The following is a 25,155-nucleotide window of genomic DNA, read 5'->3' as shown; positions in this document are numbered from 1 at the left end:
CGTAATTCGGAAAGGAAGATGACGATGTTGAAATGGATGATGGTTTTGGGCTTTGGTTTCTGTATGGCGCAGGCGAATGCCGAAGAGGCGCAGGTTCTCAAGACTCAGCGCGACATACAGAGTTACGGCATCGGGGTGAACATCGCGAAGAGCTTCAAAAGAGACGACGTCGATATCGACATGGACCTGCTGGTAAAGGGCATGAAGGACGTGATGGCGGGCGAAAAACTGCTGATGCCAGAGCGGGATATGCGTAGGGCAATGAATTCGCTCCAGGGCGACCTGAGGCAAAAGGCGGCAGCAAGGCATCGGATCGCGGCCGAGGACAACAGGAAGAAAGGCGAGGCTTTCCTGGCCGAGAACAAGACCAGGAAAGGCGTGGTGACGCTGGCCAGCGGGGTGCAATACAAGATCATCAAGGCGGGGGATGGCAGGAAGCCGATGGATTCCGATATGGTGGAATGCAACTACCGCGGTACGCTGCTGGACGGCACCGAGTTCGATACCACCGACCCCGGCAAACCCGCGACACTCAAGGTCTCTCAGTTGATCGATGGGTGGAAGGAGGCACTGAAGCTGATGCCTGCGGGATCGAAATGGCAGATATTTATTCCTTCACAGCTTGCCTACGGGCCGCGCGGCGTGGGCAGCGACATCGGGCCGAACGAGACGCTGGTCTTCGAAGTGGAGCTCCTCTCCGTCAAGTAAATTCTGGCGGGCATTGTCAGTGCATGCCGCTCGGCGGCGAACGGAAGGAGCAGCACAGTGCTGAATCATCAACGGACAAGGATGGGGGGCTGGTTGCTACTCGGCATTGCACTACCCCTCGCAGCATCGGCGGAGATGAATTCGTCCCTTACAGAGCTGGAAATCGGGCGGCGCATCTACCAGGAGGGCGTATTGCCATCCGGTGCGCCGCTGCATGGCGTGCGCATGGCGGGCAGCGTGGTCTCGGGTACCGAGGCAGCCTGCGTGAACTGTCACCGGCGCAGCGGCATGGGCGGCGTCGAGGGCGATATCCAGGTATCTCCCATCAACGGTCGTTTCCTGTTTGCGCAGCTTGGCGACAAAGCCTTGGCGACGATGGATCCCCGCGTTGGCAAGCGGATGAACCAGGCTCACGCGCCTTACAACGACGAGTCGCTGGGTACCGCCATCCGCCGCGGGATAAACAACAGCGGACGCGAGATGAGCGCCGTCATGCCTCGCTATACCCTGGATGAACCGGAGATGAAGGCGCTCACCGCCTATCTCAGTCAGTTGTCGGGCCAATGGTCGCCCGGCGTGACCGCCGAGACCATCCGCTTTGCCACCGTCATCGCTCCGGACGTGGAGCCGGAACGGCGCAAGGTGCTGATCGACATGATGCGCACCGCCTTCAACCAGAAGAACGGCAGCACGGTAACGGCCAGCAACCCGCGAGGCAGACGGCACATGACCTCGGCGGCAGAATTCGTACTGGGTACCGAGCGCAAATGGGAGTTGGATATATGGGAACTGCAGGGGCCGCCGGAGAGCTGGGGCGGACAACTCGATGAGCTTTACCGACAACAGCCGGTATTCGCCTTGGTATCGGGTGTATCGAATTCAACCTGGCAACCGGTGCACGACTTTTGCGAGCGCGAGAAGGTGCCGTGCTGGTTCCCCAGCGTCGATCTGCCTCCTGTGACGCAGGCGTTCTATCCGGTCTATTTTTCACGCGGAGTGGCCCTCGAGGCCGGTGTGCTGGCCAGACACTTGACGGATAAGGGACGTCAGCGGCCACAGCGGCTGGTGCAGATATACCGTGACGACACCGTTGGTCGAGCTGCCGCATCGGCGCTGACGCAAGCGCTGGCGGGCTCGGGAATCGCGGTGGAGGATCGCGTTCTGTCCGAGGGTTCTTCAGAGGCATTGCGCAACGTGATGGCGGGTATCGGCCCGAAGGACAAGGTCATGTTCTGGCTGCGTCCTGTCGATATGAGTGCGCTGGGAAATGAGCCCCCCCCGGCGGCATCCTATTTTTCCGCAGTGCTTTCCGGCGGCGAGCAGGGGCCGTTCTCCGCCGCATGGAAGCGGAGTGCGCGGCTGGTGTATCCCTATGAACTGCCGGACAAGCGCCAAACCAATCTGGCCTATTTCCACCAGTGGCTCGAGATGCGCAAACTGGCGCTGGTGGATGAGCCGCTCCAGTCGGAAGTTTTCTTTGCGCTGAATTTCCTGACCGACATGGTGGCGGAGATGCTGGACAATTTGTATCGCGATTACCTGATGGAACGGGCCGAGACCATGATCAGCAAGTACGAAGGCGGCAAGGCTGAGGAACAGGCGCGGGCGCGAGACGCGTTGAGACCGGCGGCCAGAAGCATGGCCGTCGCGCAAGCTGGTATGGATGAAAAGGCGCAAAGCGGAAGCAGGTCCGGCACCACTATTTATCCGCGCCTGAGCCTGGGGCCCACTCAGCGCTTCGCATCCAAGGGCGGTTATATCGTGCGCTTCGCTTCACCTTCCAGCGATGCGCTCGTGGCGGAGTCCGGCTGGATCGTTCCCTGATCCAGTTTCCCGGTTTCGAAACTTCAATCATTTCCCCGCAAAGAATACTTTATCCCCCTGCAATTTTTTTCGGTTCTTACCCTAGTTCGCTGTCATAAATCTGCAGCAATAATCGGACAGCAATACCTCTTTCTGGATTCGATTCATATCGGCACTTGGCGACCGGACGGCAGTTCGAATGACTGCCTCCTGGGGACTTTTATGCATGACATAACCTGAAAGGAGCATGGCATGAAGAAAAGCAAGTTCAAGCTGAACAGGGTGGCGGCGGCAGTGATGTTGGCAATGGCGGCTCCATGGCCTATCAATATGGCTTATGCCGGTGCGGGTTGGGGCAACAGCGTCGACGGCGCGGGCGCTCCTATCAAGGTTCCCACCTATTACGCCAACAGCCCATCCGGAACCCGGCCGGACGTTTCTCCTCTTGCCGTGGCGGCAGGAACCGTCAACACCGGTGTGCTTTTGCGAAAATTCGTCGATGGTCTTCCCGGCCTGACCGCTGCGGCCGCCAATGCCCGGGGCCAGTACCTGCCTGTCGCAGTCGCGGACAAGACGGCGTATCCTGGCTCCGATTACTACGAGATCGGCATCGTCGAATACTCCGAGAAGATGCACAGCGACCTGCCCAAGGCCACGACGCTGCGCGGCTATGTGCAACTGGAAACGCCGGCGAATGCCGCCACCAGCAAGCACATTCCGCTGACTTATCCCAATGGGACGCCGATCCTGAATGCCGCCAATCAGCCGGTCTTCGCCGTGGACAATCCTCATTATCTTGGGCCGGTGATCAGCGCGAACCGTGGCGTGCCGGTGCGAATCAAGTATTCCAATCTGCTCCCCATCGGGCAATACGACCCCATTACGAAATCGCGCGGCGGCGATCTCTTTCTGCCGGTGGACAAGACCGTCACGGGGGCCGGTTCCGGCCCCGTGGCAGCCAACAATTACACACAGAACCGCGCCGAGATCCATCTTCATGGCGGCGACAGCCCTTGGATCAGCGATGGTACGCCGCATCAATGGATCACGCCGGCAGGTGAAGTCACGCCTTACCCCAAGGGGGCCAGTTTTCAGAATGTTCCGGACATGCCCGATCCCGGGCCGGGTTCGGGGACGCTGTATTACCCCAACAACCAGAGCGCGCGACTGATGTTCTATCACGATCACACCTTCGGCCTGACCCGTGTCAACGTCTATGCGGGCGAAGCCGCAGGTTACATGATCTCCGATCCGGTAGAGCAGGGGCTGGTGACCAAGGGCATCCTTCCTGTTGATCAGATCCCTCTGATCATCCAGGACAAGACCTTCGTGCCCATGGATATCGCCCAGCAGGATGCGTATTGGGATACGGCGGCCTGGGGGCAGCCGGGCGACCTGTGGTTCCCCCATGTGTATGAACCGAACCAGAGTCAGACTGCCTTGGGCGGATTGAACCCGCCCGGGCGCTGGGACTACGGTCCGTGGTTCTGGCCGGCATTCCCTGCTCCCCTGGCTTTGCCTACGGGGAAATACGGGAGTGCATCCACGACGCCGGAAGCGTTCATGGATACTCCCATAGTCAACGGCACCGCTTACCCGACCGTGACGGTGCAGCCGAAGGCCTATCGCTTGCGTGTTCTGAATGCGGCGAACGACAGGTTCGTCAATCTGGGACTGTATGTGGCCGCCGACAAGAATACGATCACGACCCCGGCTCCAGTCCTGTGTAACGGAGTTATGCCAACGCTGTCGGCCAATTGCACGGAAGTGAAAACGATTCCTGCCGCGACGACTTTGCCGCTTTGCTCGACAGTCATGCCTGCACCCGCAAAAGATCCTGCCACGGATCTCCCGGTGGGAGCCGGAGCGACTTGTTGGCCGGACCTCTGGCCGACGGACGCGCGTGCCGGAGGGGTTCCCGATCCGCTGACAGCAGGGCCCAAAATGGTCCAGATCGGTTCCGAGGGAGGCTTTCTGCCCAAACCGCAGGTGATCCCCCCCACGTTGATCGGCTTCAAGCCGTTGAAGGCCGGTATTTCTACCCACGGCCTTTACATGGGGCCGGCAGAACGGGCGGATGTCGTCGTCGATTTCTCCCAGTTCGCCGGCAAGACCCTCATCCTTTACAACGATTCGCCCGCACCGGTTCCTGGAAACGACCCTCGCTATGACTACTACACCGGTGATCCGGATCAATCCGGCATCGGCGGCGCGTTCTCCACTTTGCCCGGATACGGCCCTAACACCCGCACCATCATGCAGATCGTCGTGGCGAAAGCGGCGCCCGCGGCTCCTTTCGATGCGTCTCCCGCCGGGCCGCTGGCCACCGAGTTGCTGAAGGCTTACACGGCAAGCCAGCCCAGCCCCATTGCGGCGGAAACCGCCTATAACGGCACCGCCGCACCCGTCGTGCTCGCCGATACCTATGCTGGTATCGAGATCGGCTCGTCGGTTACGCCAACTTTCAATTTCACCACCGGCGACACCTTGACCTACAAGCCCTACGATCCCGTGACCAAAACCGTTCTGCCCACGCTGAAAACCGTGGCCGCGGGCACCGCGGTCACCGACTTCCCGGTCCAGAACAAAGCGATTATGGAGCAGTTCGACTCGAATTACGGAAGGCTGAATGCGACGCTTGGGGCCGGATTGCCGTTTGCTTCATCGCTAACCCGGACCGCGCTTGCCCTCGGTTACATCGATCCGGCCACTGAGACGATCGCGGACGGTGAGACTCAGATCTGGAAGATCACTCATAACGGGGTAGATACCCATCCGGTGCATTTTCATCTGGTCAACGTGCAGGTGATCAATCGCGTGGGCTGGGACGGTGTGGTCAAACCGCCCGAGCCCAACGAACTGGGCTGGAAAGAGACGGTCAAGATGAATCCGTTGGAGGATGTCATCGTTGCGGTCAGGGCGAAGGCACCGGCGACACCATTCGGTATTGCCGATAGCTTCCGCGCCCAGGATCCGACCCAGGCACAGGGAGTCACCGCCGGGTTCACTCAGGTCGATCCTTTCACGGGTGCGCTCAAGACGGTCAGCAACACGACAGCCAATTTCGGCTGGGAGTATGTGTGGCATTGCCACATCCTGGGACATGAAGAGAACGATTTCATGCGTCCGATCGTATTCAAGTACACCGCGATGTTGCCGGCAGCGCCTGCTACCTTGGCGGGTGTCACTGCTGCGGCACCTGCCAGCGGAGTTACTCTCACATGGACGGACCCTACGCCTGCAGCCACAGCGACAACACCAGGCAATGCGCAAAACGAGATCGGGTTCACCATCCAGCGTGCCACAGGCGCCGGGGCTTTCGCGACCATCGGTACAACCTTGGCAAATTCGACCAGCTACACCGACACAACTGCGGTTGCCGGTACGACATATTCGTACAACGTAGTTGCCTTTAACGCCGCGGGCAATTCACCAGCATCGAATACCACGACAGTAACGCCCGTTGTCCTACCGGTAGCGCCGGCACCGACTCCGGCACCGACTCCGGCACGACACCGGCACCAGCACCAGCACCAGCACCAGCACCAGCACCGGTGCCGTCGTCTGCGCTGACGCCGAACTTGCCGCACAACTTTCCGCCACAGGCCCTCGGCACCGCCAGTGCGGCTCAGCCCGAGGTATTGAGCAATACAGGGAAAGTGCCACTTCCGATCAGCAGCATCAAGATCGGCGGAATCGACACATCACACTTCACGCAGACGAACAACTGTGGCGCGAAGCTGGCGGCCGGTGCGAGTTGCACGATCAACGTCGTTTCCAAACCGACTACCGCCGGCAGCAAGAGCGCGACGCTAATCGTCAATGATGCCGCGGGAATCAAGTCGGTCGCGTTGAGCGGTTCCGGCACTGGTTCGTTTGCCTCCAAGCTGTCGTTGGCTTCAGTGAACTATCCGACGCAGCAGATCGGCACCACAAGTGCAGTACGTGCGGTGAAGATAGCCAACACGGGAACGGCGCCGCTTCCAGTCACCAGTATCGTTATCAGCGGTACTGACGCAACGGACTTCGCTCAGGCCAACACCTGCGCAACCCCTGTCCCGGTAGGGGGGAGCTGTGCGATCAATGTGAAGTTTGCGCCCAGCACGATCGGCCCGAAGACTGCAACACTGACTGTGGTCGATGGTGCGGGGATGCGGACGGTTGCCTTGAGTGGAACAGGGGCAACAGTGTCGTCAACGCTGGCGCCGAACAGTTCGTATGATTTCGGACTCCTGAAAGTCGGCAAGGCCAGCGCCGTACAGGCAGTGACGTTGAGTAATACAGGAGGTCTGCCACTTGCAATCAAGGGCGTCAAGCTAGGCGGGGCTAACGTGAGCCACTTCTCGCAGAAGAACAATTGCGTCGGGAATCTGGCGGTGGGGACAAGTTGCAAGATCAACGTGGTGTTCAAGCCGAATGCGCTCGGCAGTCAGAGCGCCCAGCTGATTGTGGACGATGCTGCGGGCCCCAAGACCATCGCTCTGAGCGGCAAGGGGCAGTGATCGCCATGATGAATGGGCGGTTTGCGTGAGCGGATCAACTTAAAGGAGATGGCAAATGAAACAGAGCGCAAAAATCATCTGGTGCGGTGTAGCACTGGCATGGCTGCAAGGTGCAACGGCAGGGGAATTGGCAGTCAGTGAACAAGCGGGTGCGATAGTCCTGGAATCGGTTACGGCACCGGCAGATACGGCCCAAGGTCAAGCCCAGGCTCCGTCGAGCGCTCCGCCTTCGGCTCAACAGGATCAAAATGCTTCGTCATCGGAGAGAGTGCCGATCAAAGCCAATTATGAAAAGGTTGATCGCACACGCATCGAGAAACGACTCTCAGACCGGGAGGCTCGCACCAGGAGCAGGTCATTGGAGGCCGAGAAGGATGCGGCCGAAAGGGCCGCCAAAACGCAACAGTAAAGTGGCGGTTCCCAGTATTTTTCGGCACCGGCAGGAGGAATATGGGGAGGCAGCGAGCTTCCCCATGCAGCCTTCATCGTAGTCCGGTTGTATATGGACGTTTCTGGCGACTACACATGTCGACACTTCATTGCTTAGCGGAATTTCATGGTCGCTGTATTTCTTCCCCCCCTGTTTACCCGCTAAAGAATTAAGCAGTTTCCCGTATTGAGGGCTGCATCGATACCCAACATGATGCTTTTATAAGGTGTGGATTGACATCCCAGATTGTCTGCTCAGAGGCGAAGGAATTCCATGAATACCGTTAAACCGTGGCAATCATTCTGCACCGGCATGGTTGCCATTCTGGTGTTCTGCTGCTGCGGAGGGACGCAGGCTGCGGTCATCGATGCCGAACTGGAAACGGAGTTGGAGGCACATGTTCCGGGCGACGAGTTGCAAGTGATCGTGTCGCTTACGGACAAGGTGGATCATCGCTTGTTCGAGGTTCTGGATCGCCGTCATCGCGATACCCGGCTGTTCAAGGCGCTCAAGGAAAAATCGGCAGTCACGCAAGCGGAACACAAGACCTTTCTGAAGAAGCGCGGTGGGCATCACATACATGAGTTGCTGATGATCAACGGCATCGCCGTGACGGCGCGCATCGACGTCATCCGGGAATTGGCCACGCATACGGGGGTGGAAAGCATCCGGGCGGATAAGGTATTGCCGGCGCCGGCGGTGAGCTATGGTGGCCCGGCGAAACCACAGTGGAATCTCAGCGCGGTGCATGCCCAGGATCTCTGGACCTTGAATCATGCCGGCACGGGCGTGGTGGTGGCGAACATGGATACGGGTGTCGATCCTAACCATCCTGATCTGGCGGGCAAATGGCGTGGCGGCAACAACAGCTGGTATGACCCGCACGGCGAGCATGCCACGCCTTTCGACAGCAGCGGGCACGGTACGCAAACCATGGGCATCATGGTGGGCGGCGACGTGAGCGGCACGCCCATCGGCGTGGCGCCGGGTGCCAACTGGATCGCGGCCAAACTTTACAACGATGCCGGGATGGCCAGGTTCAGCGACATCCATCTTGCCTTCCAATGGCTGCTCGATCCGGACGGCAATCCGGTAACCCTGGATGCGCCGGACGTGGTCAATGCGTCGTGGGGGCTAGTGGGGGCCGCCGGGCAATGTATCACGGAATTCAGCGCCGACATCGCGGCGCTCAAGGCGGCCGGCATCGCAGTGGTGTTCGCCGCCGGCGATAACGGCGCCGCACCGATGACCAGCATGAGTCCGGCTAACGATCCGCAAGGCTTCGCCAGCGGCGCGGTAGATGTCCTGCTCGGCATCGCACCTTTCAGCAGCCGCGGCCCCTCCGCCTGCGACGGCAGCGTTTTCCCGAAAATGGTCGCCCCCGGCGTCAACATCAACACCGCCGATCTGTCGTCGGGCGGCCTGCCTCTGTACACCAACGTCTCCGGCACCTCCTATGCCGCACCGCATACGGCAGGGGTGATGGCGCTGCTGATCGATGCTTTTCCCAATGCGACTGTCGGCGAGCTTGAGTCCGCTCTGACACAAAGCGCGCAGGATCTCGGCGTGGCCGGGCCAGACAATAGTTACGGCCACGGTCTTGTCGATGCGTTGGCCGCTTACCAGATACTGCTCGGCGGGACGGGCGGCAGTCCTCCATCGATCGGCTCGACGCCGGTGATTTCTGCCGTTCAGGGAGCGCCCTATGTCTATGCCGTTCAGGCCAGCGATCCGACCGGTTCTGCGATCACTTTTTCGCTCGATGTCTCCCCGGCGGGAATGAAAATCAATGCCACCACCGGCGAGATTGCCTGGACACCGGATTATGCGCAGGAAGGCATCATCGCGGTGACGGTGCGCGCCGCTAACGCGCGCGGACTGGCGGTTACACAGGCGTTCAATGTGACTGTCGCCAGGACTAACGTTCCACCGGTCGCAACGAACGACAGCTACAGCGTGATCAAAGGCGGCGCACTTACTGTGGCGGCAGGTGGAGTGTTGAGCAACGACAGCGACCAGCACCGCGATCTGCTGACCTCCGTGCTGGTGCAGGAGCCATCCAATGGCAGCCTGAAGCTGAATGCCAACGGATCGTTCAACTATGTCCCCAAGGCAGGGTTCGCCGGCACCGATCGCTTTACCTACCGTGCCCATGACGGCGCCCTGTACAGCAACGATGCCACGGTGACGCTCACGGTCAGCGCGAACAAGCCGCCCGTCGCCCGGAATGATTACGTGCTGGCGCCATATCGGGATAAAACGGCCTATCAGGCCAGAGTCATCAGCGTGCTGGACAACGATTTCGATCCGGACGGCAGCCTCAATCCGGCGAGCGTCGAGATAGTCATGAAACCAAGCAAGGGGGGAGCCGTTGTGGTGAACGCGAATGGCACCGTGTCCTACATGCCGAAACAGGATTTTCGCGGCACCGAAGTTTTCCAGTACCAGATGACGGACAACCTGGGGGCATATTCGAACCGGGCCAATGTCTGGGTCAACGTGTACTGATGCACCACCGGATGCCTTGTCCGCATCGCGGGCTGGCGTTGAAATTTGGCTCGTTGATGGGCCGTTTTTGATCTCGGAAAGGAGAACCAGTATGAGTAAATTGACACTGTTGTTGAACAGTCTGTTCGGCGCCAGCTTGGCCGTTTCCGCTTGCGCAGCCGACTATGGTCCCTCCGGAATGGGCATGGACAAGATGAAGGGCGATACCCGGATGGGCATGATGAAGGGCGAGTGCCTGATGGACAGGGAGGGCATGGGCGGGGATTGCATGTTGATGGGGCGCCACAAGATGACCGGCACTGTCAGCATGATCAACCATGCCAAGGGTACTCTGGTATTGAAAAGCGGCGTGGCCGACATGACGTTGCATTTTCCGCCGGATTCCATCAAGACGCTCAAGAACGGCAGTACCGTCACAGTCTATCTCGGGTTCAGGATGGCGGAGCCTGTAGTGACGGAGTGATTCAAGCGAGATGTCCAGGGGCGTCTTATGGCGCCCTGTGCTTGCCCCTTTATCCCTCGGCGGGAAATCATGTAGCATGCCGGAACTAGCGGACGGGAGAAGGTTCTCGCAGTGTCAAAAAATGTCCCGGCCGGCAGCAGTCGATCACTTAGCCCAGGGGGCCGTATCCATGAAACTGTTTGGCCGTGTTTTCCGTAACAGCAATGCCAGTCATTCCCTTGCCAAAGACCTCAAGCCTTACCTCCCGCTGCTGGTTTATATCATTGTCGCGCTGCTGATCGCAGCAACGTATGCGCTCTCTTTCCGGCACATCGAAAAGCTGATCGAGGCCGGCGAACTTCGCGACCTTGGCGCGATCGCGGACGCAAAAGTCAGGCAGATCGCCGCATGGCGCGAGAGCGAGAAACGCCGGGAGCGGTCATTTTCGCGCGATTCGATGATCGCCGCCGAGTTCGAAAAATGGCTGCAGGAGGGGGCGCCGGCAAACGCACGCAAACAGCAGCTGCGCCAGATGCTGACCGAGATGCAGTACGTAAACGGCTATCACAGCATTGCACTGCTGGATAAGGGGGGGGCGGCGCGGATAACGGTCGGCGGCCAGCATGAAGTCGGAGGAGAAGATGCAGGACTGGCCACGCTGGCAATGAAACGCCGCGAAGTCGTGTTCGCCGATTTTCATTGGAGTACCCAGGGAGATGCCGGTATCAATCTCGATCTGGCCTCACCGTTGATCGCCAGCGGAAAACCCGACCGTATCGTCGGAGCCGTGGTGATACGGATCGATCCAGACCAGTTCCTTTATCCGCTTATCCAGTCGTGGCCCACCCAGAGCGCGAGTGCCGAAACGCTTCTGCTAAAGCGTGACGGCAACGATGCGCTGTTCCTGAACAATGTGCGCCACCAACAGGGGGCAGCGCTGAGCATGCGCATCCCGCTCAGCATGTCTACCTCGCCTTGCGCCATGGCATTGCTTGGCAAACGCCGTACCACCAATGGGATCGATTATCGCGGCATCCCGGTCGTCGCCGAGATGCGCTCGATTCCCGGCACTCCCTGGTTCATAGTCAGCAAGATCGATCGCGAGGAATTGTTTGCTCCGGTCAACCGCCTGCGAGCATGGTCAATGGCATTGGCATTCGGTTTCGTGATGGTCGGCGGGGGATTGCTGTTCCTTTGGCTTCGTAACCATCGTGCCCGTTACCGGTTGCTCAAGGCGCAGCGTGATTCAGCGGTCGAACGCGAACTGCTGGCCAAACATTATGAATACCTGACCCGATATGCGAACGACATCATCCTTGTGACCGATGAGGAGGGTAATGTCATCGAGGCGAACGCCCGGGCATTGCAGGCCTACGGCTACAGCCAGGAGGAGTTTCTGCAGATGCAGATCCGTGGCTTATGCGATGTCTCGCAGGATCCGGCTAGTTGTGCGCAGCAGACCGAGCTATTGGGTGAACAGGGGGAATCCCGCTTCGAGAGCATGACCCGTCGAAAGGACGGTTCGGTCTTCCCGGTGGAAGTCAGCGGACGGGTGATCGGGGTGGAAGGCGCGAAATATCTGCAGTTCATCATGCGCGACATCAGCGAGCGCAGGCAGGCCGATGAGGCATTACGCAGGAGTGAGACCCTGCTGAAGGAATCGCAGCAGATGGCGCATATCGGCAGCTGGGAGATGGACCTGGTCAACAATGTACTGTACTGGTCGGACGAGAATTACCGCATCTTTGGGATCGACCAGCAGTGTTTCGGTGCGTCCTATGAGGCGTTCCTCAATATCGTGCATCCGGATGATCGGGAGATGGTGAACCAGGCGTATACCGAGTCGATACAGAACCGCACGCCATACATGGTTGTGCACCGCCTGCTGCTCCCCGATCAGCGCATCAAGTACGTCCAGGAATGGTGTGAGACCCATTACGATGAGGAAGGCAAGCCTTTGCGTTCTGTCGGCACGACGCAGGATATCACCGAGCGTCAGTTGGCCAAGAACGAACTGCGCAAGTCGGCGGAAGTGGTCGAAGATCTGTACAACCATGCGCCGTGCGGCTACCACTCGCTGGATAAACACGGCATCATCCTCCAGATCAATGACACCGAGCTTGATTGGCTGGGTTATACGCGTGACGAAGTCGTCGGCAAGATGGCGATCACGGATTTCTGTACTGATAAGAGCATTCAGGATTTTCGTGAGAATTTCCCCCGCTTCATGAAAACGGGAGAGATCAATGGCGTGGAATATGACTTCGTATGCAAGGATGGCAAGATCATGCACATCTTGCTGAGCGCGACGGCCATCTACGACCATGAGGGGAATTATGTAATGAGCCGCTCGACGCTGCATGACATCACTTCGCGCAAGATGGCGGAGAACATGCTGGTCGAGAGCGAGGAGCGTTTCCGCATCATGGCCGATCTTGCTCCGATCATGATCTGGCTGGCGGATGCGCAAGGCGGCGACGAATATCTGGGGTGTAATTTCTTCAACAAGGGCTGGCATGAGTTCACCGGACTCCCGCTGGAGCAGACGCAGGGGCGAAATTGGCTGGACATCGTCCATGTCGCCGACCGGAAGAACTGCCTGGCCGCCTACACCAAGGCATTCAGGAAACTCCGGCCGTTCAAGCTGGAATACCGTTTGCGCCACCGTGACGGAAAGTTCCGTTGGGTGCAGGATTCCGGAATCCCGCGATTTACCGATGACGGCAGGTTCCTCGGCTTCATCGGCACCTGCATCGATACTTCGGAGCAAAGGTCGTTCGAGGCGATCCGCGGGGAAATGGAGCATGCCGGACGGCTCAACCTGGCCGGGGAGATGGCTTCCGGTCTGGCGCACGAATTGAGCCAGCCGCTGACGGCGGCGAACAATTACCTCGATGCCTGTCTGCGCCGCATGGATGAGCAGGAGTGGGACCGGGAAAAACTCCAGCAGGCGGTAAAACTGGCCCATCTGCAAACCGATCGGGCGGGCAAGATCATCGGCCAGCTCAAGAGTATGGTGCGCAAGCAGGGGCACGAGCGCACCATGACGGACATCAACCAGGTGATCAAGAACGCGGTGATCCTGCTGGAACGCGAATTCCAGCACCAGTCCGTCACCGTCGTGCTGGATTTGCCGGCATTGCCGCAGATCCCGGCGAACCGGGTCGAGATCGAGCAGGTGCTGATCAATCTGATGAAGAACGCCGTCGAGGCGATGTCGGCATCGCCGCAGCGCGAGTTGAGCATCGCTACCCGTGTCGCCGAATCCGGCGACATTCTGGTGATGGTGAGGGATACCGGCTGCGGGATCGTCGCGGACGACATGGACAAAATCTTCAATCCGTTCCACACTTCCAAACAAGATGGCCTTGGCCTCGGCCTGGCCATCTGCCGTACTCTGGTCGAGAATTATGGCGGCCGCATCTGGGTGGAACCGGGGCGTGACTCCGGGACCGATTTCAATTTCACACTTTCTGCTGGACGGTGATCTATGAACGAGTATGTCGGGCAAGCAATTGTGTATGTGGTCGATGATGATGAAGCCATGCGCGATTCCATCCGCTGGCTGCTTGAATCGGTGAATCTGAACGGTAGGATGTTCGCTTCTGCGAACGAATTCCTGGAAGGCGCTGATCCCAGGCGGCTGGGCTGTATCCTGTTGGACGTACGCATGCCCGGCATGAGTGGCATGGAGTTGCTGGACAACCTCAAGGCCCATGGCATATTCCAGCCGGTCATCATCATCACCGGCCACGGCGACGTACCGATGGCCGTTCGCGCGTTGAAGCATGGCGCTTTCGATTTCATCCAGAAGCCATTCAACGGACAGGACCTGCTTGACCGGGTGCATGCCGCTATCAAGCTGGACCATGAAAAGCATCAGCAACACCGTTACAAGGAAACTCTGCGTACCCACTTCGAGGCGCTGACTCCTCGCGAAAAGGAAATCATGGAGTTGGTGGTGGCTGGGGATTCGAGCAAGGTCATCGGACAGAAACTCGGCATCAGCCACCGGACGGTGGACATCCACCGCGGCAATATCATGCGCAAACTCAACATCGCCAGCGTCGCCGAACTGGTGCAGGGGCGGCTGGCACTACAGGATTGACGTCCCTCTGCGAAAATTTCCCATGCGGCGATGCTGCGGTAAAAACAGCAGTTCGCCTACCCGCTGCACTTTATGGCCTTCCCACTAACGCGTTAGGTAATCCCTCCTATTGATGGCGGCGTGTATTCGCAACATGATGTGCGCACGGTATCGAGGGGCGGGATAGACCGCATGTGGTATGCAATGAACGGAGGGACTGTCATGCGTGCAGAAACTGTAGGTCGATTGGGAAAGCCACTGGCTGTGGCGTCGGGGATGAACAGCAGCAACCATTCGTTCGGAATGAGGACGAACCAGCCTCATTTCGGGAATGCTCAGATGAAGTCGGCATGGCAGAGCACGCAGGATGAATTGCGGAGGTTGTCTGCCATGCTGTTGACGATACAGGAACGTGAACGGCAGCGCATCGCGCTGGATCTGCACGATGTGCTGGGCCAATCGCTGACCCTGATCAAGCTGTCGCTGGAGGATGCATCGCGCCTGCTGGCTGCCAACGAGACCTCCGAGGCTGCCGGTTCACTGCAGCGGCTCAAGCTCAAGGTCAACGATACCTTCGATGAGGTGCGCCGCATCGCCAAGGATCTGAGGCCATCGATGCTGGACGACCTCGGCATCATGGCTACGCTGTCGTGGTACTTCCGCGAAGTCGGGACGACGTGCCCGGACATGAAGATCGAAAAGGATTTCAGCGTCCAGGAGGCTGATATTCCCGCGTCGCTCAGGATCGTGATCTTTCGTATCGTGCAGGAAGCGACGGGCAATATCATCAAGCATGCCCATGCCGACCGCATCAAGGTGGTCATCAGCAAAACAGAAGGCGGACTGCGCCTTTCCATCAAGGACAACGGCCTGGGATTCGATCCGGCGGCGATGTCGCGCCGCAGCTCGTTGGATAAAGGGATTGGCCTGATGAGCATGAAAGAGCGGGCAGAGCTTTCCGGCGGCATCTGCGAGATCAAGTCCGCACCCGGCAAGGGAGCGAAGATCTGCATATCGTGGCGGCCCAATTAGGCAGTGGGTTTCACATCCGGGATCGATTAGTTGAACTCCCCGGCTTTGCCGGGGATTGTTTTTTCCGGATCTGATTTGTCCGGCATGGCAATTGGTATTTCTTAGCGCAGCCAGACAGCCCTCAGCTTGCGGCAACTCCTGGACCATTCGCAATCTTCCTCACAGTTGTAGCGTTTCTCGGTAGAGAAACAGGGCTCGTTGCCGCGACGTATCTGGACGTTCCTCACCAGCCGCGTTTGCGACATGTATGCGACGTTTTCGTTTATCCCCAATTCATTTGCCAACTGTTGGCGTTGTGTGTGGGTCATGAGTTTCTCCGGTGTGATTGTCTCGGGTCAGGCTGTTGCGCTGTTGATGCAGTCGCTGCGCCACAGGCAGTTGTGCTGGTCGCAGTAGCCGTGAAACGCGCTGGAGAAACAATCGAAATTCCCCTCCTTGCGCTGGATTTTGCGGATCAGTTCGGCCTTGGTTGAACCGTCCGGCTTGAGGTGATGGTTCCTTGCGATGGTTCGGACATCCTGCAATTTCATAACGAGTCTCCTTTGGAAAATCGGGTTGTCGGAATCAAGCTTAGAGAGCCGACTTTAAGGCAGCAGGGAAGCCGGAAAAATCAGCAAATTACTTGTTTTTGATTACGCTAAATTCCGTAGCTCCAGATAGGCGGTTCCCCCTTACCGTCAGCTGAGCAGAGCTGCGTACTTGTATCCCCCAAAATTCCGTGCTCGCAGTACATGTGAATACAGTTGTCCACGTAGAGAAAATTTGCATGCGTAGCGGTAACTTGGCAGCAAGCAAAAAACCATTGCTGAATTGGAGGACGTGAGAAATGGATAACCGAACTGCTATGCGAAGGCTGTACCGTCATGCATCAGGTTTTACCCTGCTCGAACTACTGGTGGTCATGGTGATCATCGGCCTGCTTGCCGGTTATGTCGGGCCGAAGTATTTCGCCCAGATCGGAAAATCAGAAATCAAGGTGACCCAGGCCCAGATTTCTGCCCTGGACAAGGCGCTGGAGCAATACCGGCTGGACACCGGCCATTACCCGTCTACGGAGCAGGGACTGAAGGCCCTGATGACGCGCCCAACGGGGGAGCAAAGATGGGATGGGCCGTACATGAAAAAAGAGATACCGCTCGATCCGTGGAATTTCCCATATTTGTTCAGGTCCCCCGGCGAACATGGCGATTATGACCTGATGTCTCTGGGCAAGGACGGGCGGCCGGGGGGTAGCGGGGAAGCGGCCGATATCACGAACTGGTGAGATGTCATCCTGATCGGCAGATCTGATGAAGGAGAACCGATGCGCTACGAGGTAAAAGCATTGCGTGGTAACGAGGGACTTTCGGCCTTTGCGCTGGAAGCCGTCGATAGCAACGATGCCATGGCCCAGGCCGTGGCTCAGGGCTATACGGTCATCTCGGTCAGGGCAAGGCAATCGTGGCTGCTGTGGCGGAACCGGGACAAGGTGGATTTCCCCCTGGTCCAGTTCTGCCAGGAATTGCTGGCGCTGCTGGAGTCCGGATTGGCGCTGGTGGAAGCGCTGGAGACGCTGGCGGAAAAGGAACAGCGCACAGGGGTCAAGAAGATACTGGTTCAAATCGTTTCCTGTCTTTACGAGGGGCATCCACTGTCCTACGCCTTGCAGCAATCAGGTGCGAAATTCCCGCTGCTGTATGTGGCGACGGTCCGCGCCAGTGAGAAGACCGGCGCGCTGCCGGAAGGGCTGTCGCGCTACATCGCCTACCATTCCCAGATCGACGGCGTGAAACGGAAAGTGGTCAGCGCCTCGATCTATCCCATGCTGCTGGCTGGCGGCGGCGGGCTGGTGGCCGTTTTCCTGATGGTATACGTCGTGCCGCGCTTCAGCCGCATCTATGAAGATATCGGCGGCGACCTGCCGTTCATGTCGCGCATCCTGATCCGTTGGGGCGTGTTCCTGGAAGCGCATGGCGCCTTGCTGTTGAGTGTCGCGTTACTGTCGCTGGCGGTGCTGGCTTATACGGCCACCCGGCCGAGCTTCAGGCAGTGGCTCGTGCAGCAGCTGTGGCGGATGCCGGCCATCGGCATGCGGTTGCATCTCTACCAATTGGCCGGATTTTACCGTTCGCTCGGGATGCTCCTGCGCGGCGGGATGCCGGTACTTCCTGCTCTGCAGATGGTTTCCGACCTTCTGCAGGTGTCGCTGCGTGGCCAGCTTGCCTTGGCCGCGACGAGCATCCGCGAGGGACATTCCATTTCGGACTCGATGGAGCGCTACGGCCTCACCACCCCGGTGGCGTTGCGCATGCTGCGCGTGGGTGAGCGCACCGGCAGGATGGGCGAGATGATGGAACGCATCGCGGCCTTCTACGAGGATGAAACGGCGCAGTGGGTGGAGCGCTTCACCAGGTTGTTCGAGCCGTTGTTGATGGCCTTCATCGGCCTGCTGATCGGCGGCATCGTCGTGCTCATGTATTTCCCGATCTTCGAACTCGCCGGGAGCATCCAGTGAACATCGCCGCTTCCGAAAAAATGCTGAATGCGGCGATATTCACGCCGGAGCAGATCCGTATGGCGCGTGCTGCAGCCGTATCGTCTCAGCGCCGCATCATCGAGGTGCTGGAAGAACAGTCCGGGCTGGATGCGGAATCTTTCGCCCAGGCTCTGGGCAACACATTCCATTACCCGGTGTATTCCATGGAAACGATGCATTCCATGACGCCGGCATTCGATATCCTGCAGTTCGCCGAGGCGCTGGAGCGTGAATGCATTGTGCTGCGTGACGATTTCAAGCGTCTGATCCTGATCATCGTCGACCCGTTCGATACCGCCCTGCAAGGATGGGCCGAACATCGCATCATGTCCGGCTTCAGCTGGGGCCTGGCTCATCGCTCGGATGTGGCGGCCTATCTGGCACGCTACGAAGATACCCTGCTGGCCATGGACAGTATCAAGCCCGCCGACGAAAAGGCGGTGGAGATCGGCGAAGAGGTCGAAGATCTGTCGCTGAGGGCCATCAGCGAAGACACCAGTCCGGTGATCAAGCTGGTCAACTCGACGGTGTATGACGCGCTGAAAGTCGCAGCCAGCGATATCCATCTGGAATCCGGGCCATCCGGCCTGGCGATCAAATACCGCATCGACGGAGTGCTGACGACGGTCGGTTCGGTACCCGGGCTGAGTCTGGCGGAGGAGGTGATCTCACGCATCAAGGTGATCTCCGAGCTCGACATTTCCGAGCGCCGCGTGCCCCAGGACGGCCGCTTCAAGGTGTCGGTGCGCGGACGAGAGGTGGACCTGCGCGTTTCCATCATGCCCTGCATCTTCGGCGAGGATGCCGTGCTGCGCATCCTCGACAAGAAGACCCTGTCCAGCCAGCTGGAAGGCCTGCGCCTGAGTTATCTGGGATTCGACGAGCTATCCATCGCCAGGATGCGCCATCTCGCCAGCGAGCCCTACGGCATGATGCTGGTCACCGGCCCGACCGGCAGCGGCAAGACCACGACGCTGTATGCGGCGATCTCGGAGATCAATCACGGCGAGGACAAGATCATTACCATCGAGGATCCGGTCGAGTACCAGCTGCCGGGCGTGCTGCAGATCCCGGTCAATGAAAAGAAAGGGCTCAGTTTCGCCCTCGGCCTGCGCTCCATCCTGCGACACGACCCGGACAAGATCATGGTCGGCGAGATACGCGACCCGGAGACTGCTCAGATCGCCGTGCAGTCCGCGTTGACCGGCCACCTGGTGTTCACCACCGTGCATGCCAACAACGTGTTCGACGTCATCGGGCGCTTCATGCACATGGGCGTCGATCCCTACAGCTTCGTTTCCGCGCTCAACGGCATCCTGGCGCAACGGCTGGTGCGGATCAATTGCCCGCAATGCACCACCGTGGACCAGCCGGACGCGCGCCTGCTCGCCGATTCCGGTCTGGACCGGCAGACAGCTGCTGCCATGCGCTTCCGGGTGGGGGCTGGGTGCGATCAATGCCGCGGCACCGGGTTCAGGGGGCGCAAGGCCATCGCCGAGATACTCAACCTGAACGACGAGATCCGCGAACTCATCATCGCCCGCGAGCCGTTGCGCGTACTCCGCGAAGCGGCGCGTCGCAACGGCACGCGCTTTTTGCGCGAGCTTGCCTTGGATATGGTGGGCCGGGGCGAAACCACACTACAGGAGATCAATCGTGTCACCTTCGTTTCGCGATGAGTTGCGCATAGTGCTGACCCCGGACCAGGTGCTGCTGGCGCGCATCGGGCGGTCTGTCACCTGGCGCGGCGTGAAGCGCCTTGTGCTGGAGAAGAAATCCATTCCCTGTGCGAACTACGCCGGTAGCCAGGCCAACGGTGGCGATGTTCAGGGGATGGCGACCCAGTGGGGGGCAGCGATACAGACGCTGGAAGCCACACTGGCCAAACAGGCAGGACGCAAGGCGTTCGCGACGGTGATCCTGTCCAATCATTTCATGCGCTATGTCCTGCTGCCCTGGAGCGATGTGCCCGGCGACGAAATCGAAGAGCTGGCCTATGCACGGCATGCTTTCCGTCAAGCCTATGGCGATGCCGCCGAAACCTGGGATCTGCGCCTGAGCCCCGGCAAGATCGGCATGCCGCAATTGGCCAGCGCCGTGGACCCGCGTTTGCCGGAGGCTTTGCGGGCATTGTTCGGGCGAAATGAGATTGCGCTCGAATCGATCCAGCCGCACCTGATGGCGGCCTACAACACCTGCCAGAACATCCTGGACGGACGCAGCGCATGGTTTGTGCTGGTGGAGCCCGGCAGCCTGTGCCTTGCCCTGTTGCGCGAGGGGCACTGGGAGAGTGTGCGCACCATGAGGCTGGATGGCGATGGCCGCGCGGTCTTGCCGCTGATCCTGGAACGGGAGTCGTTTCTGGCCGAGTCCGCCACGGCAATAGACGAAGTCTTTTTGTGGGCGCCATGGCTTGGGAATGTGCTGATGCCAAAGAGCAAACGCTGGAAGTTCTGGAAATTGCAGCCGCTGCTTCGGGCTGGCCTTGTGCCGGAGCCTGACGCACGGTTTGCTGCTGCGTTGAGCGGGTGTGCCTGATGGCAAATCTCCGGCTCGACTACCAGCATAGCCGTGCATTCCCCTGGGGCGGGGGGATATTGCTGACCATGTCGCTGAGCGGTTTGCTGATGACAGCTGCTTTTTACCGCGAGCTGCACACCAAGGCGGACGACTGGGAAGCGAAGCTGGAGCAGGGCAAGCCGCGGCAGCAGGACAGAGGTCTCGTCACACGTCCTGCCGAGGATGTGGTGCAGGAGGTAAAGCATGCGAACGAGGTGCTGCACCAGCTCGGCTTGCCGTGGGAAAGTCTGTTCCGGGCAGTGGAATCGTCCGGCAGCAAGGATGTGGTGTTGCTGGCATTGGAGCCGGATATGGAGAAACGGGTGATGAAGATCAGCGGTGAAGCGAAAAACATTCCGGCGATGCTGGGCTATGTCACGCAACTGGGAGAGCAGGATATGTTCGCTTCGGTTTACCTGCAAAGCCACCAGATTCAGCTGCAGAGCCAGGACAAGCCGGTGCGCTTCGCCTTGCTTGCAGTGCTGAAGGGGCAGCCATGAGCTGGCATCCCGCCGAGAGGATGCAGGCTGTGCTGCGCCGCTTTATGCCCGGCGCAACCGTGCCTGTTTCCTGCACAGCCCAATCTTCTGCTGCATTGCAGATTCCTATGGGGCGCCGGTTGCGCTGGCTGTCGCGGCAATGGCTGAACATCCTGGGGTGGCCGGGTGTGATGGCTTTGGGGATGCTGGTGGTCTTGCCGGCTTTCTATCTTTCCTCGATCCGTCCGTTGCAGGCGCATCTGGATGAGATACGCCATAGTGTCGCCCGGCAGCTCAAGGAAGATACCCGCAAACCAGATCGCAGCCGGCATCATGGTACGGAGGAACAGCTGGCCGAGTATTACCGGTTTTTCCCGCCGGCGCGTTCTGCGCCGCAGTGGCTGGAAAAGCTGGCCGCACTTGCCGAAAGCCGAGGGCTTAGGCTCGATCAGGGAGAGTACCTGGCCGCTCCGGACAAGGTAGGCAGACTGGTGCGATTCCAGATGACGTTGCCGCTGAAGGGCGAATATACGCAGATTCGCAAGTTTCTCGCTGCTTTGCCGGGCGAGCTTCCGGTCGTGGCGCTGGAACAGGTGCAGTTCGAACGCCAGAGCATCGCCGACCCGGAGGTGGAAGCCAGGATCAGGTTGGTGCTCTATCTGGGGCGGTCATCATGAAGCAGCACTCGTGGATTCGGCTGGCTTTGCTCATCGTTGCTGCAGCGTCGATCGCAATGACGTCCGCCAACGATGATGGCAGCGCTGCCGTAAAAACAGCCAAGCCTGCCACGCCGCGTGCGGGTGGGGCAGGGGCGATGCATTTCCCGGCGGAGGGTTCGGAGAAAAACACCGCAGCACAAGAGCTGCGCGTGGAGCTTGAGCGCCTGGCGCGTCCTGAACCCGCGCAGGAAGGCGGGCAGCAGGTGGCGGAGGGGGAAAACAGCGGTATCTTCAGCGTCACCTCCTGGTACGTTCCCCCGCCGCCACCCCCGGCGCAGCCCCCCCCACCACCGCCCAAGCCCACTGCGCCGCCGTTGCCGTTCAGCTACCTGGGACGCTATCAGGAGTCGCAGTCGCAGATCATCATGCTGGTCAAAGGTGACCGGGTCTATACCGTTTCTGCGGGAGAAGTGATCGAAAACACCTACCGCGTCGAGGGGGTGGTCGACGGGCGAGTCGAACTGACCTATCTGCCGCTCAACATCAGGCAGACCATCGAGACCGGCGAGGCATCATGAAAAATCTTGCACAGGGAGTCTGGGATATGTTCAGAACAGTGCTGAAAGCCTGGCGCAATGCCTTGCTGCTCCTGCTGATTGCGTCAGTCGTTGCGGGGTGTGCCGGACAGAAACAGTACCGCGACGGAATGGCGTCGATGGATGAAGGGCGCGTCGAGGACGGGCTGGCGCAACTGGAACAGGCCAGCAAGGCCGATCCAGGCAACATGTCTTACCGCGCCTCTTTGACCCGCAGTCGCGAACAGGCGGTGAACCGCTTGCTCGCGTCCGCGAACAGCGAGCGTGCCGCCGGGCATCCGGAAGCGGCCAAAGCGGATTACGAGCGCATACTGAAAATCTCTCCGGAAAACAGCACGGCCAGGGATGGGATCGCGGCACTGGAGATGGAAAACCGCCATGCCACCCAGGTCGAAGATGCGCATAACCTGTTCAAGAAAGGGGAGGTCGATGCTGCACTGGCACTTGTCAAGTCCATCCTTGTCGAGAATCCCAGGAACAGCCAGGCCCTGCTGCTCCAGCGCCAGATCGAGGATCAGTCCGACCGGGAGCAGATGGCCACTCCCTTGCTCAAGACGAGATTCAAGAAGCCGATCACCCTGCAATTCCGCGATGCCAATGTGAAGATGGTGTTCGAGGCGCTGTCGCGTACCAGCGGCATCAACGTGTTGCTGGACAAGGATGTGAAGCCGGATCTCAAGACATCGATCTTCGTCAAGGACGTGTCGGTGGAAGATGCGATCGACCTGATCCTGATGCAGAGCCAGCTGGAAAAGAAAATTATCAACGACAACACGGTATTCATCTATGCAAACACCTCGGCCAAGCTCAAGGAGTACCAGGATCTCAAGATCCGCAGCTTCCACCTGACCAATGCGGAGCCGAAGGAGATGCTGAACATGATCAAGACGCTACTGAAGACCAAGGACATCTTCATCCATGAAAAGACCAATTCGCTGGTGATGCGCGACACGCCGGAGGCGATCCGCCTGGCGGAGAAGATGATCGCGGACCAGGACATCGCCGAGCCGGAAGTCATGCTGGAGGTGGAGGTGCTGGAGATCACCCGTTCGCGCCTGACCGAGATCGGCATCAAGTATCCCAGCCAGATCGGTTTCACCGCACTGGGCAAGGCGGTCGCCGCTGCGACGCCGACATTGGCCGAGCTGCGCCAGCTTAACAGTGCCAGCATTGTCACCAGCCCGGCGCTGAACGTCACTCTCAACGCGCTGATGCAGGACAGCGACACCAACCTGCTGGCCAGCCCCCGCATTCGCGCACGCAACCGCGAGAAGGCCAAGATCATGATCGGAGATCGCGTGCCGGTGATCACCAATGCCGTGACGCCGGTTTCGACCGGCTCGCCGGTGATCACCGGTAGCGTGCAGTACCTGGATATCGGTCTGAAGCTGGAGGTCGAACCCGAGGTCCATCTCGACAACGATGTATCCATCAAGGTCGGGTTGGAGGTCAGCTCCATCGTCAAGGAGGTGCAGAACGCCCAATCCGGAACGCTGTCGTATCAGGTCGGCACGCGCAACACCTCGACCGTGCTGCGATTGAAGGACGGTGAGACGCAGATACTCGCAGGGTTGATCAACGACGAAGACCGCAATACCGCCAACAAAGTGCCTGGACTCGGTCAGCTGCCGATCCTGGGTCATCTGTTCGGCAGCCAGCGCGACGACGGTCGGAAAACGGAAATCATCTTGTCCATCACTCCGCGCATTGTCGGCAACAACCGCATTCCGAGTGCGCGCGAGGTGGAATATTGGTCCGGTACCGAGTCCAACCTGCGCAGCGATCCGCTGACGTTGCGGCCGCTTGGCACTGCTGTGCCAAACAGTTCAGCAATTCCATCAGCGGTAGCCCCGGCTTCTTTCGTGCCTCAGCCAGTTGTACCATCTCCTGCCGTTGCTCCGACTACCGCAGCCCCGACTAGCTCAGCCCCGACTAGCTCAGCCCCGACACCATTCTCCTGGCTGGGGCCGAACAAAGCGAAGGTCGGTGACCGGATCAGCGTGGCGCTCAACACCCAGGCGCTGCAGGGAGCAAACAGCGTCGGATTTCTGGTGGGGTTCGACCCAGCCGTACTGAAGGCTGCCGATGTCGTCGAAGGGGATTTCCTGAAGAAGGGCAACTCACCGTCTAATTTTACGAAGACCATCGACCAGGCTGGCGGGCAGATCCTGATCGGTCTGGCGGGAATGCCACCGGACAGTGCCGGCGGCAGCGTCGCCACGCTGGTTTTTGAGGTGACCAGTGCTACGCCGCAATCACCGGTCATGGTCAGTCGCATCAGTGGAACCGGGGCGGGGGGCGAGCCGTTGATACTAGTAGCTCCCGCTCCACATTTCATCGCGGTGTCGCAATGATGGTGCGTGCCTCAGGCGGTTTCACTCTGATCGAGATGCTGGTCACCGTGTCTATCGTCGCTCTGCTTTCGACCATGGCGTTGCCGATGGCGGAACTGGCGGTGCAGCGCGGCAAGGAACAGGATCTGCATCATGCATTGCGGGAGATACGCACGGCGCTGGATGCCTACAAGCAGGCGGTGGACGACGGGCGCATCATCCACTCGGTGGAGAAATCGGGTTATCCGCCGTCGCTGGATGTGCTGGTGCAAGGCGTGCCCGATGCCGGCGATCCGAGCGGAAAAAAAAGGATCTATTTTTTGCGGCGAATTCCGCGCGATCCGATGTTCAACGATCCGGGTACGCCGGATGCGGAAACCTGGGGCAAGCGCAGCTATGTGAGCAGCTACGACGCGCCGCAGGAGGGTAGCGACGTGTTCGACATTTATTCGCGATCGGACGGCGTCGGGCTGAACGGCGTTGTATACCGCAACTGGTGAGG

At 59.4% G+C, this 25,155-nt stretch carries 20 protein-coding genes; 19 read left to right on the top strand and 1 reads right to left on the bottom strand.

Annotation, left to right across the window (positions count from 1 at the left end):
• Positions 1-18 precede the first annotated feature (18 nt).
• From FGKAn22_RS07225 to FGKAn22_RS07180, 10 genes are all read left to right on the top strand, one after another.
• A complete protein-coding gene (locus FGKAn22_RS07225; protein ID WP_212784945.1) occupies positions 19-708 on the top strand; it encodes an FKBP-type peptidyl-prolyl cis-trans isomerase N-terminal domain-containing protein in 690 nt (229 codons plus the stop codon).
• Between the two features lie 135 nt (positions 709-843).
• Entirely contained in the window at positions 844-2,532 is a 1,689-nt protein-coding gene (locus FGKAn22_RS07220; protein ID WP_212784944.1) for a cytochrome c/ABC transporter substrate-binding protein, read from the top strand.
• 231 nt (positions 2,533-2,763) lie between these two features.
• Positions 2,764-6,084: a multicopper oxidase domain-containing protein gene (locus tag FGKAn22_RS07215; RefSeq protein ID WP_212784943.1), complete on the top strand. Its 3,321-nt coding sequence runs from the start codon at positions 2,764-2,766 to the stop codon at positions 6,082-6,084.
• The gene (locus FGKAn22_RS07210; protein ID WP_212784942.1) at positions 6,066-7,013 is read left to right on the top strand and encodes a choice-of-anchor D domain-containing protein; all 948 of its coding nucleotides are present in this window, start codon (positions 6,066-6,068) and stop codon (positions 7,011-7,013) included. The genes FGKAn22_RS07215 and FGKAn22_RS07210 overlap by 19 nt, the downstream gene beginning before the upstream one ends.
• Positions 7,014-7,068: 55 nt before the next feature.
• Positions 7,069-7,422 (top strand): hypothetical protein, encoded by a 354-nt coding sequence (locus tag FGKAn22_RS07205; RefSeq protein ID WP_212784941.1) that lies wholly within the window; start codon positions 7,069-7,071, stop codon positions 7,420-7,422.
• Positions 7,423-7,716: 294 nt separating this feature from the next.
• Positions 7,717-9,951, top strand: coding sequence for a S8 family serine peptidase (locus tag FGKAn22_RS07200; protein WP_212784940.1), 2,235 nt, complete (start codon positions 7,717-7,719; stop codon positions 9,949-9,951).
• 91 nt (positions 9,952-10,042) lie between these two features.
• Positions 10,043-10,414, top strand: coding sequence for a hypothetical protein (locus tag FGKAn22_RS07195; protein ID WP_212784939.1), 372 nt, complete (start codon positions 10,043-10,045; stop codon positions 10,412-10,414).
• A 169-nt stretch (positions 10,415-10,583) separates the two neighbouring features.
• A complete protein-coding gene (locus FGKAn22_RS07190) occupies positions 10,584-13,880 on the top strand; it encodes a PAS domain S-box protein (protein WP_212784938.1) in 3,297 nt (1,098 codons plus the stop codon).
• A 3-nt stretch (positions 13,881-13,883) separates the two neighbouring features.
• The gene (locus FGKAn22_RS07185; RefSeq protein WP_281411861.1) at positions 13,884-14,501 is read left to right on the top strand and encodes a response regulator transcription factor; all 618 of its coding nucleotides are present in this window, start codon (positions 13,884-13,886) and stop codon (positions 14,499-14,501) included.
• A gap of 318 nt (positions 14,502-14,819) precedes the next feature.
• On the top strand, positions 14,820-15,512 hold the full coding sequence (locus FGKAn22_RS07180; RefSeq protein ID WP_212784937.1) for a sensor histidine kinase: 693 nt from the start codon (positions 14,820-14,822) through the stop codon (positions 15,510-15,512).
• Between the two features lie 335 nt (positions 15,513-15,847).
• Here FGKAn22_RS07180 and FGKAn22_RS07175 read toward each other — a convergent pair whose 3' ends face one another.
• Entirely contained in the window at positions 15,848-16,042 is a 195-nt protein-coding gene (locus FGKAn22_RS07175; RefSeq protein WP_212784936.1) for an SAP domain-containing protein, read from the bottom strand.
• A gap of 296 nt (positions 16,043-16,338) precedes the next feature.
• Here FGKAn22_RS07175 and gspG point away from each other — a divergent pair, with 296 nt between their 5' ends.
• Genes gspG through FGKAn22_RS07130 form a run of 9 tightly spaced genes read left to right on the top strand, consistent with a single transcriptional unit; the run spans position 16,339 to position 25,153 of the window.
• Positions 16,339-16,776 (top strand): type II secretion system major pseudopilin GspG, encoded by a 438-nt coding sequence (gene gspG, locus FGKAn22_RS07170; RefSeq protein WP_246487359.1) that lies wholly within the window; start codon positions 16,339-16,341, stop codon positions 16,774-16,776.
• 39 nt (positions 16,777-16,815) lie between these two features.
• Positions 16,816-18,006: a type II secretion system F family protein gene (locus FGKAn22_RS07165; RefSeq protein WP_212784935.1), complete on the top strand. Its 1,191-nt coding sequence runs from the start codon at positions 16,816-16,818 to the stop codon at positions 18,004-18,006.
• 20 nt (positions 18,007-18,026) lie between these two features.
• Entirely contained in the window at positions 18,027-19,706 is a 1,680-nt protein-coding gene (locus FGKAn22_RS07160) for a GspE/PulE family protein (RefSeq protein ID WP_212787182.1), read from the top strand.
• A complete protein-coding gene (locus FGKAn22_RS07155; protein ID WP_212784934.1) occupies positions 19,684-20,565 on the top strand; it encodes a hypothetical protein in 882 nt (293 codons plus the stop codon). Before FGKAn22_RS07160 ends, FGKAn22_RS07155 begins: the two co-directional genes overlap by 23 nt.
• Complete coding sequence (locus FGKAn22_RS07150; RefSeq protein WP_212784933.1) at positions 20,565-21,086, top strand: hypothetical protein; 522 nt, start codon at positions 20,565-20,567, stop codon at positions 21,084-21,086. The genes FGKAn22_RS07155 and FGKAn22_RS07150 overlap by 1 nt, the downstream gene beginning before the upstream one ends.
• Positions 21,083-21,742 carry a GspMb/PilO family protein gene (locus tag FGKAn22_RS07145; RefSeq protein WP_212784932.1) on the top strand — a complete coding sequence of 220 codons (660 nt, stop codon included), beginning with the start codon at positions 21,083-21,085 and terminating at the stop codon, positions 21,740-21,742. Before FGKAn22_RS07150 ends, FGKAn22_RS07145 begins: the two co-directional genes overlap by 4 nt.
• A complete protein-coding gene (locus tag FGKAn22_RS07140; protein ID WP_212784931.1) occupies positions 21,739-22,302 on the top strand; it encodes a hypothetical protein in 564 nt (187 codons plus the stop codon). Before FGKAn22_RS07145 ends, FGKAn22_RS07140 begins: the two co-directional genes overlap by 4 nt.
• Positions 22,299-24,674, top strand: a complete 2,376-nt coding sequence (locus FGKAn22_RS07135; RefSeq protein ID WP_246487358.1) for a secretin N-terminal domain-containing protein — start codon at positions 22,299-22,301, stop codon at positions 24,672-24,674. The genes FGKAn22_RS07140 and FGKAn22_RS07135 overlap by 4 nt, the downstream gene beginning before the upstream one ends.
• On the top strand, positions 24,671-25,153 hold the full coding sequence (locus FGKAn22_RS07130; protein ID WP_343214977.1) for a type II secretion system protein: 483 nt from the start codon (positions 24,671-24,673) through the stop codon (positions 25,151-25,153). Before FGKAn22_RS07135 ends, FGKAn22_RS07130 begins: the two co-directional genes overlap by 4 nt.
• The last annotated feature ends 2 nt before the right edge of the window (positions 25,154-25,155 follow it).

The sequence above is a fragment of the Ferrigenium kumadai genome (assembly GCF_018324385.1).
Classification (GTDB): Bacteria; Pseudomonadota; Gammaproteobacteria; order Burkholderiales; family Gallionellaceae; genus Gallionella; species Gallionella kumadai.
The sequence above is the reverse complement of the archived record's forward strand: the minus strand, read 5'-3'. Positions and strand labels throughout refer to the sequence as shown.

What these genes read in the sequence shown, in the direction of transcription:
- FGKAn22_RS07205 (WP_212784941.1), top strand. Translation starts at nt 7,069, where the DNA reads ATGAAACAGAGCGCAAAAATCATCTGGTGCGGTGTAGCACTGGCATGG.
- FGKAn22_RS07215 (WP_212784943.1), top strand. Translation starts at nt 2,764, where the DNA reads ATGAAGAAAAGCAAGTTCAAGCTGAACAGGGTGGCGGCGGCAGTGATG.
- FGKAn22_RS07135 (WP_246487358.1), top strand. Translation starts at nt 22,299, where the DNA reads ATGAAAAATCTTGCACAGGGAGTCTGGGATATGTTCAGAACAGTGCTG.
- FGKAn22_RS07150 (WP_212784933.1), top strand. Translation starts at nt 20,565, where the DNA reads ATGGCAAATCTCCGGCTCGACTACCAGCATAGCCGTGCATTCCCCTGG.
- FGKAn22_RS07185 (WP_281411861.1), top strand. Translation starts at nt 13,884, where the DNA reads ATGAACGAGTATGTCGGGCAAGCAATTGTGTATGTGGTCGATGATGAT.
- FGKAn22_RS07145 (WP_212784932.1), top strand. Translation starts at nt 21,083, where the DNA reads ATGAGCTGGCATCCCGCCGAGAGGATGCAGGCTGTGCTGCGCCGCTTT.
- FGKAn22_RS07195 (WP_212784939.1), top strand. Translation starts at nt 10,043, where the DNA reads ATGAGTAAATTGACACTGTTGTTGAACAGTCTGTTCGGCGCCAGCTTG.
- gspG (WP_246487359.1), top strand. Translation starts at nt 16,339, where the DNA reads ATGGATAACCGAACTGCTATGCGAAGGCTGTACCGTCATGCATCAGGT.
- FGKAn22_RS07140 (WP_212784931.1), top strand. Translation starts at nt 21,739, where the DNA reads ATGAAGCAGCACTCGTGGATTCGGCTGGCTTTGCTCATCGTTGCTGCA.
- FGKAn22_RS07220 (WP_212784944.1), top strand. Translation starts at nt 844, where the DNA reads ATGAATTCGTCCCTTACAGAGCTGGAAATCGGGCGGCGCATCTACCAG.
- FGKAn22_RS07200 (WP_212784940.1), top strand. Translation starts at nt 7,717, where the DNA reads ATGAATACCGTTAAACCGTGGCAATCATTCTGCACCGGCATGGTTGCC.
- FGKAn22_RS07175 (WP_212784936.1), bottom strand. Translation starts at nt 16,042, where the DNA reads ATGAAATTGCAGGATGTCCGAACCATCGCAAGGAACCATCACCTCAAG.
- FGKAn22_RS07225 (WP_212784945.1), top strand. Translation starts at nt 19, where the DNA reads ATGACGATGTTGAAATGGATGATGGTTTTGGGCTTTGGTTTCTGTATG.
- FGKAn22_RS07130 (WP_343214977.1), top strand. Translation starts at nt 24,671, where the DNA reads ATGATGGTGCGTGCCTCAGGCGGTTTCACTCTGATCGAGATGCTGGTC.
- FGKAn22_RS07160 (WP_212787182.1), top strand. Translation starts at nt 18,027, where the DNA reads ATGCTGAATGCGGCGATATTCACGCCGGAGCAGATCCGTATGGCGCGT.
- FGKAn22_RS07190 (WP_212784938.1), top strand. Translation starts at nt 10,584, where the DNA reads ATGAAACTGTTTGGCCGTGTTTTCCGTAACAGCAATGCCAGTCATTCC.
- FGKAn22_RS07180 (WP_212784937.1), top strand. Translation starts at nt 14,820, where the DNA reads ATGAAGTCGGCATGGCAGAGCACGCAGGATGAATTGCGGAGGTTGTCT.
- FGKAn22_RS07165 (WP_212784935.1), top strand. Translation starts at nt 16,816, where the DNA reads ATGCGCTACGAGGTAAAAGCATTGCGTGGTAACGAGGGACTTTCGGCC.